The sequence below is a fragment of the Streptomyces globisporus genome (assembly GCF_003501885.1).
Lineage (GTDB): Bacteria > Actinomycetota > Actinomycetes > Streptomycetales > Streptomycetaceae > Streptomyces > Streptomyces globisporus_D.
Window position 1 is genome coordinate 1 of the sequence record NZ_QWFA01000032.1, and the last position, 15681, is coordinate 15681.

A 15681-nucleotide genomic window follows, 5' to 3' on the forward strand; every position below is an offset into this window, starting at 1 on the left:
CCGGCGCACCGCCCCCGGCTCCCCCGCGCCCTCGGGGCCGCCCGGCAGCAGCCAGTCGTCCTCCGGGGCGTCCTTGGGGAGGGCGGGGAGAGGGAAGTCCCGTACGGCCTGGAGCAGTTCGGCGACCGGGGCCGGGCAGGTCACCGTCTGGCCCGTGGGCAGGATGTCGCCCGTGGACAGCGTGTTGCGCAGGCGCAGCTCGGCCGGGTCGATGCCCAGCTTGGCGGCCAGCTTGTCCATCTGGCCCTCGTACGCCGCGCAGACCTGCATCGCGCCCTCGCCGCGCACATGGCCCGAGGGCGGGTTGTTCGTCCGGACCGCCCAGCCCTCGATGAAGGCGTGCGGGACGACGTACGGGCCGCAGGCGAACGCCACGGCGGCGGCCAGGGATTCGGAGGAGGCGTCGGCGTACGCACCCGCGTCCAGGAGGATCTGGGCCTCCACCTTGACCAGCCGGCCCTCCGCGTCCGCGTGGTGGCGGTAGCGCAGGAGGGTGGGGTGGCGGTGGGTGTGGCCGAGGAAGGACTCCTCGCGGCTCGCGGCCAGTTTCACCGGGCAGCCGGTCCGCAGCGCGAGCAGGCCCAGCGGGATCTGGAAGCCCGGGTCCTCGCGGTCGCCGGTGGCCCCCGGCACCCCGGTCACGACGACCTTGACCCGGTCCGGCTCCAGGCCGAAGCAGGCCGCGATCAGGTCGCGGTCGGTGTGCGGGTCGGTGGAGGCGGTGTAGATCTCCACGCCGCCGTCGGGCCTCGGCACGGCGAGGCCGGCCTCCGCGCCGATCGGGGCCGGGTCCTGGCGGCCGATGCGGTACAGGCCCTCGACGACGACCTCGCCCGTCGCCTCCGCGTCGCCGTACCGCAGCGGGATGTGGCGGATCAGGTTGCCGTCGGGGTGCAGCGGCTCCGCCGCGAACGCCTTCTCCGGGTCCGTGACCGGCTCCAGCACCTCGTACCGTACGGCGATGGCGGCGGCGGCCAGCCGGGCCGTGTCCGGGTGGTCCGCGGCGACCGCGGCGATCGCCTCGCCGTGGTGGCGGACCAGGTCGGAGGCGAACACCGGGCGGTCCACCACGTGGCGGCCGTAGTTGCTCTCCCCCGGCACGTCCTCGTGCGTGACGACCGCCCGCACCCCGGGCATCTCCTCGGCGCCCGATGTGTCGATGGAGAGGATCCGCGCGTGCGGGTGCGGGGAGCGCAGCACGGCCGCCCACAGCAGTCCCTCGGCCCAGAGATCCGCGGCGTACGGGAAGGTGCCCTCGGTCTTCGCCCGCACGTCGACGGCGGGGAGCGACGACCCGAGGCCCATGCGGGGCTGCTCCAGGTCCTGGTCCGGGCCGCCGCCCGATCCGCCGCTCAGCGCGTCGATCCTGGGCAGGCTGGTGCTGGTCGCGTTGGCCGCGGTGGCCGCGTCGCTGCTCACGCCGCCTCCTTGTCGATCACGTGGTGCTGCCGGTGTCGCGTGTGCCGCTGCTGTACGGCGGGGCCGCGGGCGTGCCTCACAGCGCCTCTCCCTCGTGCGGGTGGGGGCCCTGCTGCACGCCGCCGGCGCCCGGCTCGGCCTGGTGCGGGATGCGCGCCTCGTCCGGGGCCGCCGCGGCCGCCGCATCGGCGTTCGCCTCGCGGGCCGCGACGACGTCCGCCACCGCGTCGAGCACGCCCCGGTAGCCGGAACAGCGGCAGAGGTTGCCGCAGAGCGCCTGGCGGGTCTCCAGCTCGCTGGGGGCGTGGTTGCCCTCCAGCAGGTCGTGGACGGTCATCGCCATGCCGGGGATGCAGAAGCCGCACTGGACGGCTCCGCAGGCGGACAGGGCGCGCTGGACGTCGGACGGTTCGCCGTCGACGGCCAGGCCCTCGACCGTCCGCACCTCGCTGCCCGCCGCCGTGGCCGCGGGGACCAGGCAGGAGGCGACCAGCCGGCCGTCGACCTGGACGTTGCACGCACCGCACTCGCCCTGCGAGCAGCCGTCCTTGGCCCCGGCCAGACCGAGGCGCTCGCGGAGCACGTAGAGCAGGGACTCGCCGATCCAGGCGTCGCTGACCGGGCGGTCCACGCCGTTCACATGGAGCAGGTAGGACGCGGCGGGGTGCTCGCTCGGTACGTCGGGGAGGGCAGGGGCCTCGTCGGCGGGAGCGGGGACGGCGGCGGCTGGTTCGGTTGCGGTGAGGTCGGCGTCCGCGACGGCCTCCGTCGCCGCCTCCGCTTCCGCGTGCGGTTCCGCTTCCTCCTCCGGGAGCGCTTCCGCTTCGCCCTCCTCGGATGCGTCCGCTTCGGCTTCCGGCTCGGCTTCGGCCTCCGGCGCCGGTACGGGAGCGGCCTCCGGTTCCGGTGTGGCCCAGGGGGCGGGCGCGCCGCCGGGCAACGTGGCCGGGCGGGCGCTGTCCGCGTACCACTGCGGGGTGTGCGCCGACGCCAGGAACTCGCCCGATTCGTCCGGGAGATCCCCGTCCGCGACCGGGATCGTCCACTGACCCGTGTGCCCGGAGTGACCCGGGTGGGCCGAGGCGTCGCTTTCCCCGGGCTGCTCCGGGGCCTGTGCCGCCCCCCCCAGGGCCTCGGTGAAGTTCCACTGGGCCGTGGCGTGCGAGGTGTCCTGGTACGGGCCCTGGTAGCCGCTGGGCACGCCGCCCTGCTGGTTCGGGTCGGGCCAGTGGATCGCCCCGGTCTCCTGCGCGGCGGCGGCCTCCTGGGCGCGCTGCTCGGCCTGCGCCTGCTGGGTCTGCGTCTGGATCACCCAGCTGCCCGTCGCCGCCGGGTCCAGGCCGGCGGCCGGGGTCAGCGGAACGATCATCGGCGGGACGTACCCGTGGCCGGGCGCGGCCAGCGGGATGTTCGCCAGGTCCTCCGGCGGCAGGTGGACGAAGGCGGTGGCGTCGGCGTCGAAGCCGTCACCCTGCGGGGTCGGCTCCCAGCCGCCGTAACGGGGGTCCGGGTCCTCGGAGTGCCCCTGCCCCTGCTGCCCGTACTGCTGGTGGGGGTTTTCCTCATTGCTCACGACAGTGCCCTCCCCAGCGCGCGTCGGGCGAGCGCGGCGACGGTGCGCCGCAGATGCAGGACGGCCGGGGACAGCGGCGGGGCCTCTGATCCGTCGGCCGGTGGTGCGTGGTCCGGGATGCAGGCCGCGGCGACGTACTCGCCGAAGGCGGCCAGCGCATCGGGGGCCAGGCCCCGTTCGCCGTCCCAGTCGATCAGCGAGGCGATCCACTGCTCCGCCTCCAGCGGGCGCAGCGGCATCGGGGCGATGGCGCCGACCGCGCAGCGCACGCCCCGGCGGGCCGGGTCCAGGACGATGGCGACCGAGGCGGTGGCGCGGCCGGGGCCGGTGCGCCCAGTGGCCTTCAGGAAGACCTGCGGGGCGTGCAGCAGCGGTACGCGGACGAAGCCGATGAGCTCCGCGGGCTCCAGCAGTTCGCGGCCGGCCAGCAGGTGCGAGACGGGGATCTCGCGGCGGGCGCCTTCGGGGCCCGCGATGACGAGCTCGGCCTCCAGCGCGGCCAGCACCGGCAGGGCGTCGCCGGTGGGCGCGGAGGTGACGATGTTGCCGCCGAGCGTTCCGGCGTTACGGATCTGGGGCGGGCCCGCGGCGCGGGCGGAGGCGGCGAGGGCGGGGATGAGGGCGGCGAAGTCCGGGCGTCCCATCCGGGCGTGGGTGAGTCCGGCGCCCAGAAGCGCGTGGCCGTCCTGGTAGTGCCAGCCGCGCAGCTCGCTGATCCGGCCGAGGCCGACCAGCCCCGAGGGGCGCAGCAGCCCCTTGTTGACGGCTGCCATCAGGTCCGTGCCCCCGGCAACCGGAACGGCTGCGGGCATGGCGCCGAGAGCCGCCACGGCCTCGTCCAACGAGGTCGGCAGCGTCACCGACTGCATCGCCTGCGGTGCGTGCGTGGTCAACCCAGCTGCCCCTTCCCGGAGTCCCGGCGCTCTGGCCTGTTCCGCCGTACGGTACGTGTTCACAGCCCGGACGTGGCAACTCTGGCACATCTTCCGATCGGACCGGAGCGAGGGTCCGCGAAGGACGGTTCCGTCCCTGACCTGCGGGATGTTCCGGTTTCGCATGTCTTCGGCAGGGAAGGTGAATTGCCACTCTTCAGCGAGGCTTGTACGACTTATGCCCTTCGTTCCCTCGCGCTGTCCCGCGTCGGCGGTCGGGCGGCCCCGGACGCGCGTCGGCCGCAGCGGTCCTGACGGACGGCTGCGGCCGACGAGGGGCCGGGCGCGGGTCACACCACCGGAGGCTCCCCCTCCAGCGGGCGGCCGAGGATGCCGGGGCGCTGCTGGCGGGGGTACGGGCCACCCGGCGGGCGGTAGTCGACGCCGAGGGCGTCGAGGCGGGCGTAGTGGGCTGCCCGCATCCGGGCGTCGAAGGCGGCGAAGTCCCGGTCGGCCGGGGCGGGCAGGGCGGACCAGGCGACCTCGGCGAAGGCGGCGAGGCGCGGGAAGACCTGGTAGTCGACGCGGGCCCGGTTCTGCATGACCTCGGTCCACACGTTGGCCTGGGTGCCCAGGATGTGACGGGCCGCCTTCTCGCTCAGGCCCGGCGGGACGGGCTCGAAGCGGTAGACGTCCTCCAGGGTCCGTACGTACCCGATGGGCATCGGCTCGTCGGGGCCGCCGTCCTGACGGTGGTCCAGGTACACCTGCTGCTCGGGGCACATGACGACGTCGTGCCCGGCCTCGGCGGCCGCGATGCCGCCGCCGTAGCCGCGCCAGGAGGAGACAGCGGCCCCTTCGGCGAGGCCGCCCTCCAGGATCTCGTCCCAGCCGATGAGGCGGCGGCCCCGGGCGGTGAGCCAGGCGTCGAAGTGGCGGATGAACCAGGACTGGAGGCCGTCCTCGTCCTTCACGCCGAGTTCGGCGATGCGGGCCTGGGCGAGCGGGGACTCCTTCCACTGGTCCTTGGGGCACTCGTCGCCGCCCATGTGGACGAAGGGCGAGGTCTCGGCGGGGAAGAGCTCCAGCACCTCCTCCAGGACGCCCTCGAAGAAGCGCAGGGTGTCGTCGGTGGGGGCGAGGACGTTCGGGTTGACGCCCCAGGTGTCCCAGACGGAGAGGGCGGTGGTGTCGATGACGTCGGTGTTGCCCAGCTCGGGGTAGGCGCTGATCGCGGCCTGCGAGTGGCCCGGGATGTCGATCTCGGGGACGACCCGGATGTGCCGCTCGGCGGCGTAGGCGACGATCTCGCGGATGTCGTCCTGGGTGTAGAAGCCGCCGTAGGGGGTCGCGTCCCACAGCTCGGAGGCGCGGTGGCCGTACTTGGTGCGCGAACGCCAGGAGCCGACCTCGGTGAGGCGCGGGTAGCGCTGGATCTCGATGCGCCAGCCCTGGTCGTCGGTGAGGTGGAAGTGGAAGACGTTCAGCTTGTGGGCGGCCAGCAGGTCCAGGTAGCGCAGGACGTCGTCCTTGGGCAGGAAGTGCCGGCAGACGTCGAGCATCATGCCGCGCCAGCCGAAGCGGGGTTCGTCCTCGACGACGACCGGCGGGACCTCCCAGGTGCGGCCGGGGGCGAGGGGGGCGCGGCGGAAGGCGTCCGGGCCGAGGAGCTGGCGGAGGGTCTGCGAGCCCCGGAAGACGCCTGCCGCCGTGCCGCCCGTGATGCGCACCGCGTTGGCCTCGACGGCCAGGCGGTAGCCCTCGGGGGCGAGCGACTCGTCGAGGGCCAGCACGATGCCCTGCCCGGTCGAACCGGAGCCGTCGCCCGCGCCCGTGCCGGTGCCGTCGCCCTCGGGGAGGGGCAGTCCGGTGGGCGGGCCGAGCGTGGCGCGCAGCCAGCGGGCGACGCCCTCGGTGCCCGGTGCGGCGGTCAGCGGGGTCGTGTAGCCGAGCGGGTAGGGCCCGGCGGCGGCCGCGGTCAGGGTGCGCGGGGCCGGGATCAGGCCGAGGGCCGAGGCGTCCACAGTGCCCGGGGAGGGGGGGTTCTCGGGTGTCATGACGTCAGTCCTTAACCGCTCCGCCCAGTCCGGAGACGAGGCGTCGCTGTACGAGTACGAAGAAGACCAGTACGGGGATGGTCATCACCGTCGAGGCTGCCATGATCCCTCCCCAGTCGTTCTCGTCCGGCTTGAAGAAGACCAGCAGCGCCATCGGCAGCGTCGACTGGGAGGTGTCGCTGATGATGAACGACTTCGCGAACAGGAAGTCGTTCCAGGTGGTGATGAAGGAGAAGACGCTGGTGGCGACCAGGCCCGGGAAGACCAGCGGGAAGAGGATCTGCCACAGGAACCGCGTACGGCTGGCCCCGTCGATGTAGGCGGCCTCCTCCAGGGCCTCGGGGACGGCCTTGACGAAGCCGCGCAGCATCCAGATGGCGAACGGCAGCGAGAAGGCGAGGTGGGGCAGGATCAGCGAGCCGAGCGTGTTCAGCTGGCCGAAGTCCCGCATCAGGAAGAACAGCGGGATGGCCAGCGCCTCCACCGGCACCATCTGCGCGACCAGGAACATGATCAGCAGGGTGGTGCGGAACTTGAAGCGGAAGCGGGTCACGGCGGTGGCGGCCAGGAAGGCGACCAGCGCGGAGAGGATGACGACCGTGCCCGCCACCAGCAGGCTGTTGAGGAAATAGCGGCCGAAGTCCTGCTGTTCGAAGACCCGGCGGAACGAGTCGAGCGAGGGGGCCAGCGTCCAGGGGCGGGCGTCGGTGGACTGGATCTCGCCGGCCGGCTTGAAGGCGGAGAGCACCATCCAGTAGAGCGGGAAGGCGACCGCGAGGGCGATGAGCAGGGCCGCGGCCTCGGCCATCAGCCTGCCGGGCCGCTTGACTCCCAGAAGCGTGCGTGCGCTCACAGTTCCTCCCCCTGGCGCCTCACCAGGCGCAGATAGACGAGCGTGACGGCCAGCAGGATCACCAGCATCACGACGCCGATCGCCGATCCGAGGCTGTACTGCGAGGACGCGAACGCCTTCTGGTACGCGTACACGTTGAGCACCAGGTTCTGGCCGGCGATGCCGCCGCCGTTGGTCATGACGTAGATCTGGGTGAAGACCTTGAAGTCCCAGATGATCGACTGGATGGTGACGACGATCAGGATGGGCTTGAGCATCGGCGCCATGATGGTCCGCCAGATCCGCCACTGGGACGCGCCGTCCAGCGAGGCGGCCTCCAGCACCTCGGTGGGGATGGCCCGGATGCCCGCGTACACGGTGACCATCACGAACGGGAACGAGCACCACAGGACTTCGAGGAGCACGAGCGCGAAGGCGCTGTAGCGGCCGTACGTCCAGGAGAAGTCGCCGAGTCCGAGCACCTTGTTGACCGGTCCGAAGTCGGGGTCGAAGAGGAAGACCCAGACGGTGGAGCCGGTGATCGCGGGGGTCGCCCAGGCGCCGAGCGCGGCCATCATCAGCGCGAGCCGGGGCAGGGCGCGGATGCGGGTGAGCAGGACGGCGAGCGCGCAGCCGACGGCCAGGGTGGAGACCACGCAGGCCGCGGCGAAGAGCACGGTGGCGAGGAGGACCTGCCAGAACTGGCTGTCGTTGAAGAGCGTGGCGTAGTTGCCGAACCCCTGGAAGGTGGTGGGTTCGCCGCCGCTGACCTGGGCCTGGGTGTACTCCAGGAACGAGATCAGGCCGAGCTGGTAGATCGGGTAGACCAGCAGTCCGGCGAGCAGGACGAGCGCCGGCAGGAGGTAGAGCCAGGGGGTCCAGCCGGAGCGGTTCGCGGGCGACGCGGACCGGGTGCGCCGGGGCGGGCGGGCGGCCGGGGTGGCGCCGCCCGCCCCGGCCGCGCCCGCGGGCGGGGCCTTGAGCGGAGAGGTGTGCGTGGTCATCGTCAGCCGGCTTCGGTGAAGGCCGCGTCCATCTTCTTCGCCGCGTCGTCCGAGGCCGTCGCCACGTCCTTACGGCCGGAGACGATCTCCTGGAACATCGTCGGCAGGATCAGCGAGGCGTCGATCTGGCCCCAGGCGGGCGAGGCGGGGACGAACTTGGCGCCCGCGCCGAGGGTCTGGACGAACGGGGCGACGAAGGGCTCCTTCTTCGCGGCGTTGTCCAGGACGTCGGTGTAGGTGGGCAGGAAGCCCATCGCGTCGAACATCCGGGCCTGGGTCTTCTTCCCGGACAGCGACTTCATCAGGTCGACGGCGAGGGTGCGGTGCGAACTGCTCTTGAGGACGCCGAGGTTGTTGCCGCCCGCGAAGGCCGGGGCGATGGAACCCTCGGCGACGCCGGGCAGGGGCACGACGGCGTACTTGCCCTTGACCGCGCCCGCCTCGACGGCCGCGTGGCTGAAGTCGCCGCCGATGGCCATGGCGGCCTTGCCGGAGGCGAAGGCGGTCACGGTGGCGTTGCCGCCCATGGAGGCGCACTTGGCGGCCGGACAGTTGTCGTCGCCGAAGAGGGAGGTGTACGCCTCGATGCCCTTGCGGGACTTCTCGCTGTTGATGCCGGAGGTGAACTTCCCGTCGGTCTCGCCCGCGAGTTCGCCGCCGTTGGCCCAGATGAAGGGCATCGCGCCGTAGGTGTACGCGCCGCCGACCGCGAGGCCGTAGAGGTCGGGCTTCGCCTTGTGGACCTTCTTGGCGGTGGAGATCAGTTCGGCCTGGGACTTGGGGGGATCGATGCCGAGGTCCTCGAAGACGTCGGTGCGGTAGTAGAGGGCCCGGACGCCGACGAAGAAGGGCGCGCCGTAGACCTTGCCGTCCACGGTGACGGACTGCTTGGCGATCGGGTCGGTGTCCTTGGCCTCGTCCCAGGCTCCGAACTCCTCGGTGATGTCGGCGAGTCCGCCGTCCTTGACGTATCCGGCGGTGTCGCTGTTGCCGTACTCGATGAGGTCCGGGGCGCTCTTGGGGTCGTTGAACGCCGCCTTGATGCGCTGCGCGCGGGTGTCAACGGGTATGTACTCGACCTCGACCTTCGCACCCTTGTGGGCCTTCTCGAAGTCGGCGACGGCCGCGTCGACGACCTTCTCCTTGGGCTTGTTGCCGACCTCCTGGAAGAGCCAGACACGGAGCGTGCCGCTCTTGTCGTCACCCTTCGCACTCGTGTCGGAGGTCTGCGGCGCACAGGCGGTGGCGGTGAGGCCGGCCAGCACAAGCGCCGCGACGGGGGCGGCAATTCGGGCAGAAAGCTTCATCCGGAACCCCTACCGGTCAAGCGTTGCATCATGTGCAACGTGCGTTTCGTTCTGCACAACTGGCAGGAGAGTAGGCCTGCGTTCCGGTGACGACAAGTGGTCTCGACCACTCTGTGACCAGCGGAAGCAGCCCGTGCAACGCGACCGAACCGTCACCTTCCGTGAGCGGACATGCGAAAGGCCCCCGGGGCGCGCGGTGTCGCACGCCCCGGGGGCCTTTCGGCAGGGGTGAGGGGCCGGACCTACTTCTTGTCCTTGCCGCCGCCCTTGCCCTTGTCCTTGTCGCCGCCGGCGCCCATGGACTCGTAGATCTCCTTGCACATCGGACAGACCGGGTACTTCTTGGGGTCACGCCCCGGCACCCAGACCTTTCCGCACAGCGCGACCACGGGAGTGCCCTCCAGGGCGCTCGCCATGATCTTGTCCTTCTGGACGTAATGGGCGTAGCGCTCGTGGTCGCCGTCGCCCCTCGACACCTGCGGCGTCGGTTCGACGAGGGTCCCCGTACCTGCCCCGCGATCGGGCTCAAGAGTGCTCATAACCGCCAAGGGTACTTAAAGAGACGGGGATCAGTTGAGTGAAGGGTCGTCCGGATACGTGGCGATCATCGCGAGCTCGCTGCGCTGGCGGCGGAGCACCGCGCGCCAGAGCTGCTCGGGGCGCGGGGAGGAGACGTCGCCGGGCTCGGACTCGACCACGTACCACGCGCCCTCGGTCAGCTCGCCCTCCAACTGGCCGGGGCCCCAGCCCGCGTACCCGGCGAAGATCCGCAGCGAGCCGAGGGCGGGGCCGAGCAGCTCAGGCGGGGTCTCCAGATCGACCAGGCCGATCGCCCCGTGGACCCGCCGCCAGCCGAGCGGGCCCTCGTCTCCGGGGATCACCGCCACGCCGAGCGCGGAGTCGAGCGAAACCGGGCCGCCCTGGAAGACGACGTCCGGCTCGCCGGTCAGGGCGGCCCAGGACGCGAGGATGTCGCCGACCCCGACCGGGGTCGGGCGGTTGAGGACCACGCCGAGGGAGCCCTCCTCGTCGTGGTCGAGGAGCAGCACCACCGCGCGGTCGAAATTCGGGTCCGTGAGGGCGGGTGCGGCCACGAGCAGTCGCCCTGTGAGCGAGGACACCTCGGTCATGGCACGAATGATCCCGCATCTTCGCCCCTTCCGGGGGGCGAGTCCCCGTGATGCCGCCCTCAGGAGAGCGAGCGCAGCTCAGGGCGCACGGAGGCACGGGGAGCGCACCGTCCGGCGGGGACGCCGTGGGCCATCCGGACGGTAACCCTCCGCAAGATCGGATGCGCGGAGGGTGTTGTGGCGGATTCATGACGTTCGTACACCCCCCTTCGCCTTACGGAAGGGGGGTAGGAGGCCATTACCCTTTTCGTTGGCCCCCTGCCCGACCACTCCGGAACGCGAGATACATGACCGGCACAGACGATGTCCTGCTTGTCCACGGCGGCACCCCGCTGGAGGGCGAGATCCGCGTCCGAGGCGCCAAGAACCTGGTGCCGAAGGCCATGGTCGCCGCGCTGCTCGGCAGCGGGCCCAGCCGCCTCCGCAACGTTCCCGACATCCGTGACGTACGGGTGGTCCGGGGACTCCTCCAGCTGCACGGCGTCACCGTCCGCCCCGGCGACGAGCCGGGCGAACTGATCCTCGACCCCTCGCACGTCGAGTCGGCGAACGTCGCCGACATCGATGCCCACGCGGGTTCGTCGCGCATCCCGATCCTGTTCTGCGGCCCCCTGCTGCACCGCCTCGGCCACGCCTTCATCCCGGGCCTGGGCGGCTGTGACATCGGCGGCCGGCCGATCGACTTCCACTTCGAGGTGCTGCGCCAGTTCGGCGCGACCATCGAGAAGCGGGCCGACGGCCAGTACCTGGAGGCCCCGCAGCGGCTGCGCGGCACCAAGATCCGGCTGCCGTACCCCTCGGTGGGCTCCACCGAGCAGGTGCTGCTCACCGCTGTCCTCGCCGAGGGCGTCACGGAGCTGTCCAACGCGGCCGTCGAGCCGGAGATCGAGGACCTCATCTGCGTACTGCAGAAGATGGGCGCGATCATCTCCATGGACACCGACCGGACCATCCGGATCACCGGTGTCGACAAGCTCGACGGATACACCCACCGGGCGATCCCGGACCGCCTGGAGGCGGCCTCCTGGGCGTCGGCAGCGCTGGCGACCGAGGGCAACATCTATGTGCGCGGCGCCCAGCAGCGCTCGATGATGACCTTCCTGAACACCTACCGCAAGGTCGGCGGCGCCTTCGAGATCGACGACGAGGGCATCCGCTTCTGGCACCCGGGCGGCGCGCTCAACGCCATCGCGCTGGAGACGGACGTGCACCCCGGCTTCCAGACCGACTGGCAGCAGCCGCTGGTCGTGGCGCTGACGCAGGCCGCGGGCCTGTCGATCGTCCACGAGACGGTGTACGAGTCGCGGCTCGGCTTCACCTCCGCGCTCAACCAGATGGGCGCGCACATCCAGCTCTACCGCGAGTGCCTGGGCGGTTCGGACTGCCGCTTCGGCCAGCGCAACTTCCTGCACTCGGCGGTCGTCTCCGGACCGACGAAGCTGCAGGGCGCGGACCTGGTCATCCCGGACCTCCGGGGCGGCTTCTCGTACCTGATCGCGGCGCTGGCGGCGCAGGGCACCTCCCGGGTGCACGGCATCGACCTGATCAACCGCGGTTACGAGAACTTCATGGAGAAGCTGGAGAAGCTCGGCGCGAAGGTGGAGCTGCCGGGCGGTTCCCTGGTCTGACCCCGCTCAGTGCTGCCGCACACAGCACTGCGCACCCGGCGCCCCGGCCCCCTCGGCGAGGGGACCGGGGCGTCGGCTTTTCCGCCTCACTGAGAGCCGGGGCGCCGCGTGGCCCGCGCGAACCGGCCCGGGGTGGTGCCCGCGATCCGCTTGAAGTGCCGGGTGAGGTGGGACTGGTCGTGGAAGCCGACCGCGACGGCCGCCTCCCCCGGCGGCACGCCCTCCAGCAGCAGGCGGCGGGCGCGGTCGACCCGGCGGGCCGTCACGTACTGGTGGGGCGGCATCGCGTAGGCCGCGCTGAAGGCCCGTACGAGATGGGTCGGGTGCGCGTGGACCAGCCCGGCGGCCTCGGCGAGCGTGACGCCCTCCCGCAGCCGCTCGTCCAGCAGCTCGCGCAGGTCCCGGGCGACGCCGGGGCCGGGCAAGGGGCGCTCCGTGGCCTCCACGGGCCGCAGATGGCCGCGCAGCCGCTCCCCGACGAACGCCAGGCGGCTCTCCGCCTCCAGCGCGTCACCCGGGTCCGCGAGGGCGGCGTGCAGCCGGGCGACGCGGGCGCGCAGCAGGGGGTCGGCCAGATCGGGGGTGTCCACGGCGGGGCCGATGAGGCTCGCGTCGAGCTGACTCATGTCCAGATAGAGCACCCGCTTACGGAAACCGTCCGGGGTGGCGGGCGAACCGTTGTGCGGGACCTGCGGCGGCAGCAGGCTGACGGTGCCGTCCGGGGTGCCGTGCTGGTGGCGGTCCAGGTCGTAGCGGACGGCCCCGTCGTCGACGATCAGGAGCGTCCAGGCGTCGTGGACGTGCATGGGGTAGGCGTGCTCGGTGAAGCGGGCATGGAAGACCTCCACGACCCCGGCGACGGACGGTCGCCAGGCCGAGATCTCCTGCGGGCGGCTCACGCGGGTCACGCCAAGAACGTACAAGACGCTCCGGCGGGGCGGCGGCCAGTCTCGAACCATGGGAAACACGCACGAGAACACGAGCGGCGACGAGACCACGCCGGTCCGTTTCGACACGAAGATCGCGGTGCTGCTCCGCGACGACCTGGAGACCTGGCAGCGGCTGAACGTGACCGCCTTCCTGGTGAGCGGCCTGGGGACGGCGGCGCCGGAGGTGATCGGCGAGCCCTACGAGGACGCCGAGGCGACCGCGTACCTGCCGATGCTGCGGCAGCCGGTGCTGGTCTTCGAGGGGGCGAAGGAGACGCTGACCGCCGCGCACACGAAGGCGCTCTCCCGGTCCCTGAAGGTGGCCGTGTTCACCTCGGACCTGTTCGGCACGGGCAACGACCGGGACAACCGCGCGGCGGTGCGGGCCGTGGGGCGGGACTCGCTGGATCTGGTGGGTCTGGCCGTGTACGGGCCGCGGAACGCCGTGGACAAGGTCCTGAAGGGCGCACGGATGCATCCGTGAGCCCCTGGGGCCCCTGCCGGTCGGCGGGGGCTGTACGGGGCGCATGTGCCCCCGGCATGCGTAAGGGCGGCCCCTCCTGGTCGGGAGGGGCCGCCCTTGTCGCGCCGTGGGTTACTTGCCCTTGGCGGCTTCCTTGAGCTTCGAGCCCGCGGAGACCTTCACGCTGTAGCCGGCGGGGATGTTGATCGGGTCGCCGGTCTGCGGGTTGCGGGCGGTGCGAGCGGCACGGTGGGTGCGCTCGAAGGTCAGGAAACCGGGGATGGTGACCTTCTCGTCGCCCTTGGCGACGATCTCACCGACGGTCTCGGCGAGCGCGGCCAGCACGGCGTCGGCGTCCTTGCGAGTCACCTCGGCGCGGTCGGCCAGGGCGGCCACCAGCTCACTGCGGTTCATGTTGTTACTCCCGTGTTCTTCTTGCCTGTGAGGCGTGAGATCGAAGCCGATGCTGCCAGGGCCCTCTGACAGTCCCCGGACCCGGGTCTGATGTCAGACCCTCTCGCCCGATTACGCATCCTGCCCCCACCAGCGGCGGGAAAGCCAATCCGGAACCCTTCGGAGTCGATGAAAAGCGCCACGGTTTGCTCGTGGTGACGCTCCGTCGACTTGGCCGAGCGGTCCGCAGCGGATGCCGGGCCCCGCAGGGCCCACTGCCCGCCCACCCTAAAGGGGCGTTTGGGGCGCCGCGACCCGCGACGCGCCGTACGGCACGGGCGGGTGCGGCCCGGGGTACTTCGCGCGTACCCCTCGAAAGGACCCCGAAACGGCTGGGTCAGACGGTCGCGGCGGGGTCGACCGCGGTGACGCCGGCGGCCTTCGCGGCGGCCCGGACGGCTCCGGCGACGGCGCCCGCGACCTTGTCGTTGAAGACCGAGGGGATGATGTAGTTCGCGTTGACCTCGTCCTCGGCGACCACGTCGGCCAGGGCGCCGGCGGCGGCGAGCATCATCTCCGTGTTGACGGTGCGGGACTGAGCGTCCAGCAGACCTCGGAAGACACCCGGGAAGACCAGCACGTTGTTGATCTGGTTGGGGAAGTCCGAGCGTCCGGTGGCGACGACCGCGGCCGTCTGACGGGCGATCGCGGGGTCGACCTCGGGGTCCGGGTTCGCGAGCGCGAACACGATCGCGCCGTCCGCCATCGCGGCTACGTCGTCGCCGTTCAGCACGTTCGGGGCGGAGACGCCGATGAAGACGTCGGCGCCGACGACGGCCTCCTTGAGGGTGCCGGTGACGCCCTCGGGGTTGGTGTTGTCGGCGATCCAGCGCAGCGGCGAGTCGGGGTCGGCGGCGACCAGGTCCTCGCGTCCGGCGTGCACCACTCCGTGGATGTCGGCGACCACCGCGTGCTTGACGCCCGCGGCGATGAGCAGCTTCAGAATGGCCGTACCGGCCGCTCCCGCACCGGACATGACGACCCGTACGTCGCCGATGCTCTTGCCCACCACGCGCAGGGCGTTGGTGAGGGCGGCGAGCACGACGATCGCGGTGCCGTGCTGGTCGTCGTGGAAGACGGGGATGTCGAGGGCCTCGCGCAGCCGGGCCTCGATCTCGAAGCAGCGGGGCGCGGAGATGTCCTCCAGGTTGATGCCCGCGAAGCCGGGGGCGATGGCCTTCACGATCTCGACGATGGCGTCGGTGTCCTGGGTGTCCAGGCAGATCGGCCAGGCGTCGATGCCGGCGAAGCGCTTGAAGAGGGCCGCCTTGCCCTCCATGACGGGCAGCGCGGCCTTCGGGCCGATGTTGCCGAGGCCGAGCACCGCGGAGCCGTCCGTCACAACTGCGACGGAGTTGCGCTTGATGGTGAGGCGACGCGCGTCCTCGGGGTTCTCGGCGATGGCCATGCAGACCCGGGCGACGCCGGGGGTGTAGATCATCGAGAGGTCGTCACGGTTGCGGATGGGGTGCTTGGACGCCATCTCGATCTTGCCGCCGAGGTGCATGAGGAACGTACGGTCGGAGACCTTGCCCAGCACGACGCCCTCGATGTCGCGCAGACCTTCGACGATCTCGTCCGCGTGCGAGGTGGAGGTGGCGGCGATGGTGACGTCGATCCGCAGCTTCTCGTGGCCGGACGCGGTCACGTCGAGGCCGGTGACCGAGCCCCCGGAGGACTCGACGGCCGTGGTGAGCTGGGAGACCGCGGTGCCGCTCGCGGGCACCTCCAGCCGGACCGTCATCGAGTACGAGACGCTGGGCGCCGTTGCCATGGCCGAGTCCTTCGCTTTCCTTAGCTTCATTGCCGCACATCCGGAGGGTGGGTTCCGGATGTGCTTCCCGATCGTCGCACCTACCGACTGGTAGCCGGTAATGACTGCCGCCTTTCGGAAAGTAGTTTCCACCATACGAGAGATCACCCGTTCGGCGGAACCCCCAACGGGCCGGAAAGCGGCCGGCGGGACCCCGAAACGCGAACAGACCCGCGCCACCGGGAGGTGACGCGGGTCTGT

14 protein-coding genes are annotated in these 15681 nt (G+C 71.7%); 2 read left to right on the forward strand and 12 right to left on the reverse strand.

The genetic code is table 11. The features are described from left to right. The 9 genes from D3105_RS07920 to D3105_RS07960 form a co-directional block, all read right to left on the reverse strand. On the reverse strand, nucleotides 1-1419 hold a 1419-nt coding region (locus tag D3105_RS07920), incomplete at its 3' end, for a xanthine dehydrogenase family protein molybdopterin-binding subunit (protein WP_165890979.1). Between the two features lie 76 nt (nucleotides 1420-1495). Beyond that, complete coding sequence (locus D3105_RS07925; RefSeq protein ID WP_118901440.1) at nucleotides 1496-2992, reverse strand: (2Fe-2S)-binding protein; 1497 nt, start codon at nucleotides 2990-2992, stop codon at nucleotides 1496-1498. Continuing rightward, entirely contained in the window at nucleotides 2989-3885 is an 897-nt protein-coding gene (locus tag D3105_RS07930; protein ID WP_165890980.1) for an FAD binding domain-containing protein, read from the reverse strand. Before D3105_RS07930 ends, D3105_RS07925 begins: the two co-directional genes overlap by 4 nt. A 329-nt stretch (nucleotides 3886-4214) precedes the next feature. Then, nucleotides 4215-5921 (reverse strand): beta-N-acetylhexosaminidase, encoded by a 1707-nt coding sequence (locus tag D3105_RS07935; RefSeq protein ID WP_118901443.1) that lies wholly within the window; start codon nucleotides 5919-5921, stop codon nucleotides 4215-4217. 4 nt (nucleotides 5922-5925) lie between these two features. Then, the gene (locus tag D3105_RS07940; RefSeq protein ID WP_118901446.1) at nucleotides 5926-6774 is read right to left on the reverse strand and encodes a carbohydrate ABC transporter permease; all 849 of its coding nucleotides are present in this window, start codon (nucleotides 6772-6774) and stop codon (nucleotides 5926-5928) included. Beyond that, nucleotides 6771-7757, reverse strand: a complete 987-nt coding sequence (locus tag D3105_RS07945) for a carbohydrate ABC transporter permease (RefSeq protein ID WP_118901449.1) — start codon at nucleotides 7755-7757, stop codon at nucleotides 6771-6773. The genes D3105_RS07940 and D3105_RS07945 overlap by 4 nt, the downstream gene beginning before the upstream one ends. Before the next feature lie 2 nt (nucleotides 7758-7759). After that, nucleotides 7760-9064 carry an extracellular solute-binding protein gene (locus D3105_RS07950; RefSeq protein ID WP_118901452.1) on the reverse strand — a complete coding sequence of 435 codons (1305 nt, stop codon included), beginning with the start codon at nucleotides 9062-9064 and terminating at the stop codon, nucleotides 7760-7762. Nucleotides 9065-9306: 242 nt separating this feature from the next. Further along, on the reverse strand, nucleotides 9307-9603 hold the full coding sequence (locus D3105_RS07955; RefSeq protein WP_006124925.1) for a DUF3039 domain-containing protein: 297 nt from the start codon (nucleotides 9601-9603) through the stop codon (nucleotides 9307-9309). 30 nt (nucleotides 9604-9633) lie between these two features. Next, complete coding sequence (locus D3105_RS07960) at nucleotides 9634-10194, reverse strand: YqgE/AlgH family protein (RefSeq protein ID WP_069738965.1); 561 nt, start codon at nucleotides 10192-10194, stop codon at nucleotides 9634-9636. A 287-nt stretch (nucleotides 10195-10481) separates the two neighbouring features. Between D3105_RS07960 and murA the strand changes: the two genes are divergently transcribed. Further along, entirely contained in the window at nucleotides 10482-11822 is a 1341-nt protein-coding gene (gene murA, locus D3105_RS07965; RefSeq protein ID WP_006124927.1) for a UDP-N-acetylglucosamine 1-carboxyvinyltransferase, read from the forward strand. Between the two features lie 86 nt (nucleotides 11823-11908). Here murA and D3105_RS07970 read toward each other — a convergent pair whose 3' ends face one another. Further along, entirely contained in the window at nucleotides 11909-12730 is an 822-nt protein-coding gene (locus D3105_RS07970; protein ID WP_118901455.1) for an AraC family transcriptional regulator, read from the reverse strand. Between the two features lie 49 nt (nucleotides 12731-12779). Between D3105_RS07970 and D3105_RS07975 the strand changes: the two genes are divergently transcribed. Next, nucleotides 12780-13235: a DUF2000 domain-containing protein gene (locus D3105_RS07975; protein WP_118901458.1), complete on the forward strand. Its 456-nt coding sequence runs from the start codon at nucleotides 12780-12782 to the stop codon at nucleotides 13233-13235. 111 nt (nucleotides 13236-13346) lie between these two features. On the opposite strand, the gene D3105_RS07980 is transcribed toward D3105_RS07975, so the two are convergent. Both D3105_RS07980 and D3105_RS07985 read right to left on the reverse strand, forming a co-directional pair. Further along, nucleotides 13347-13628, reverse strand: coding sequence for an HU family DNA-binding protein (locus tag D3105_RS07980; protein WP_003968811.1), 282 nt, complete (start codon nucleotides 13626-13628; stop codon nucleotides 13347-13349). A 376-nt stretch (nucleotides 13629-14004) separates the two neighbouring features. After that, a complete protein-coding gene (locus D3105_RS07985) occupies nucleotides 14005-15441 on the reverse strand; it encodes an NAD-dependent malic enzyme (protein ID WP_118901460.1) in 1437 nt (478 codons plus the stop codon). Between the last annotated feature and the right edge of the window lie 240 nt (nucleotides 15442-15681).